The 2,943-nt window shown below is 59.5% G+C and carries 2 protein-coding genes and 1 pseudogene; 2 read left to right on the top strand and 1 reads right to left on the bottom strand.

The window, feature by feature from the left end:
- Together ABX749_RS28025 and ABX749_RS28020 are read left to right on the top strand one after the other, a co-directional pair.
- The coding region (locus tag ABX749_RS28025; RefSeq protein WP_372898934.1) for an AAA family ATPase at window positions 1-1,387 on the top strand (1,387 nt) is incomplete at its 5' end.
- Window positions 1,384-2,652, top strand: coding sequence for a tetratricopeptide repeat protein (locus ABX749_RS28020; protein ID WP_372898933.1), 1,269 nt, complete (start codon window positions 1,384-1,386; stop codon window positions 2,650-2,652). The genes ABX749_RS28025 and ABX749_RS28020, both read left to right, overlap by 4 nt.
- Before the next feature lie 9 nt (window positions 2,653-2,661).
- Here ABX749_RS28020 and ABX749_RS28015 read toward each other — a convergent pair.
- Window positions 2,662-2,943: pseudogene (locus tag ABX749_RS28015) on the bottom strand (AMP nucleosidase); the annotation flags it as partial.

Raw genomic sequence — 2,943 nt, 5'->3', positions numbered from 1 at the left:
TGTCATGAATGACCCCAACCAAGTCGCATTGGATGCCTTGCTCCAAGCCGTTCGTTTGGCACCTGAGAACATTGCGTTGGCGGACCACCTCGCCAAAACACTGCTGCAAATGTCTCGGGCGGAGGAAGCCGCCCAGGTCTATCGGGATGCGCTCCATCATCACCCCGGCAACACCCAACTGCAACTCGGGCTCGCCGACAGCTACCGACGCGCCAATCGGCTTTCGCATGCCCTGGCAATCCTTGAAACGTTGGTCGCCGAAAAAAATCCGCCGGCCGAGGCGTTGTTGCTGCACGCTCGTGTGCTCCATGGCCAGGGCGAAACTCGATCGGCGATCAATCAATACAAAGACGCAATCGACGCCGACCCCGATCTGTCCGATGTGGCGTTCGAAAGCCTGCTCGGCCTGAACTTCGAATCCGAGTCCGACGAGTCCGCCCAGCGGACACCGGCCAGCTGGCTGGAAGACGTTGACGAAGCGGGGTTTGACCACCAGGACATCGACGACGAATCATTCGCGGACCTGGAGACCCCGTCGATCAAGTTCGACGATGTCGGCGGCATGACCGATGTGAAAGAAGACATCCGCGTCAAAATCATCTATCCGCTGCAACATGCCGAGATGTTTGCCGCCTACGGAAAAAAAGTCGGCGGAGGCATTTTGATGTACGGGCCGCCCGGATGTGGCAAGACGATGCTTGCGCGGGCGACGGCTGGAGAAATCGATGCGGGGTTCTTGAGCGTCGGAATCAGCGATGTCTTGGACATGTGGGTCGGCAACAGCGAAAAGAACCTCCACAACCTGTTCCAGCAAGCCCGTCGCAACCGTCCCTGCGTCGTGTTCTTTGACGAAGTCGACGCGCTCGGTGCCAGCCGGTCGGACATGCGTCGCAGCAGCGGCCGACATCTGATCAATCAGTTCTTGTCCGAGCTGGACGGCGTGGAGACGGACAATGACGGCGTCTTGTTTCTCGCCGCCACGAACGCACCGTGGCACTTGGACAGCGCGTTTCGTCGCCCCGGCCGATTCGATCGAATCATTTTTGTCCCGCCGCCCGATGCGGAAGCTCGCATCGAAATCTTGAAACTGGCACTTGCCGGAAAGCCGACCGAGAAGATCAACCTGGAAAAACTCGCAGCGAAAACCGCGGACTTTTCGGGTGCGGATTTGAACTCGGTCGTCGACACCGCGGTTGAAACGAAGTTGAAGGAAGCAGTGAAGACAGGTTTACCCAAACCGATCACGACGGGTGATCTGATGTCGGCCGTCAAACGCTGTCGACCGAGCACCGGCGAATGGTTTTCCACCGCCCGCAACCACGCGCTCTATTCCAACGAAGGCGGTGCCTATGACCCGATTTTGGACTACCTGAAGATCAAGCGATGACACAACGCTACGACCGCGCCCAGCTGCTGATCGGCCAAGGGCGATTTGATATGGCCGAGCGTGAGATCCGTCAGATGCTGGCCGAAAATCCCGATGACGGATTCGCCCATGCGCTGTTGGCGATCTGCGCCGCCACCGATGAATCACGCTACGAAGACGCAACCCGCGAAGCCGAGTTGGCCGTCGCGGCGGAACCGGACGCCCCGTTTGTGCATTTCGTCCGCAGCCGAGTGCTTTGGAAACGGAACCATTTTGACGAAGCCTACGAAGCGATCTCACAAGCCATCCGGCTGGACCCTTACGACGCTGATTATTTCGCACAAGCGGCGCAAATTAAATTGGCGACCCGCGACTGGTCGACCGCGCTGAGTCTGTCCGAACAGGGACTCGCCATCGACCCGGAATCCGCCGGCTGCAACAACATCCGCACGATCGCGTTGGAACGTCTCGGCCGCACTGGAGAGGCGCTTCAATCGGCCGCCAAGAATCTGAAGAACAGCCCCGACGATTCGTACGCACACTCCTCGCACGGCTGGGCGCTGCTGAACTCGGGCAAGTACCAGGAAGCCCAAAATGCGTTCCGCGAAGCGTTGCGATTGGACCCGACCAACGAACTGGCCCGCGAAGGCATGATCGACGCGATCAGCAGCCGCAGCCTGCTGTTCCGCTCGGTCCGAAAGTTCCACATCGCGCTCAGCCGACTTTCTCGAAAACATCAATTCGCGATCATCTTCGGAGCCTGGCTGTTGATCCAAGTGCTCAGTGGTGCCGGCGACAGCGTGCCATGGATTCGGCCCTTCATCCCGCTGATCTTGATGGCATACATGGTGTTTGCCGTCCTGACGTGGACGTCCGACGCGATCTTCAACACGTTGCTGCGGTTTCACCATTTCGGGCGTCACCTGCTGACGTCTCGAATGATCTGGCGATCCAATCTGGTGGCATCGTGTTTGATCTGCGCCGCTGGCGGGGCGATCTACTCGATTGCGATCGGTGGCTGGTTTGCCGCTGCCGTGGTCGCGTTCTACTGGACGCTGATGTGCGTCCCGGTCACCGCCGCCTTTGCGATGCCGACCGCCAAACGCGGTCTGTTGATCGGGGGACTGGGGCTGCTGGTCGGACTGCTGCCGGTCTACGGTGTCGTTCAATCGGTCGCCCAAGACAGCGGCGTCCCGCTGGCCCGAGCGTTCCGAAATTTCAACTGGAGCATCATCGGTCTGCAGGTCGCGGCGGGTTACCTGGCCGTCGCGCAAAACCGCAGGTGAGTCGCTTCCTCACCAGGATTCCTTGGAACTCCCGTCGGGACCTTCCAGCAGCGACTCTTCGGGCGCTCGAATATCGCTGTTGGGCAATCCATCGGGATACTCCTGCTTGATCCTGGCGATGGCATTGGTCGCGACGGCCAAGTGTTGTTTCTTCGTTTCGTCATAAAAGGCTCTCGCCGCACCGGGCAGTTTGGGTTGCCCGTGCAAGGGTTTGTCCGAGACACACAGCAGCGTGGCGTTTGGAATTCGATATCGAAAACCATTGGCGGCGACCGTGGCCGATTCCATGTC

This window comes from Stieleria sp. (genome assembly GCF_041595215.1).
Classification (GTDB): domain Bacteria; phylum Planctomycetota; class Planctomycetia; order Pirellulales; family Pirellulaceae; genus Stieleria; species Stieleria magnilauensis.
Note: the sequence above shows the minus strand (reverse complement) of the source record. Positions and strands in the feature narration are given on the sequence as shown.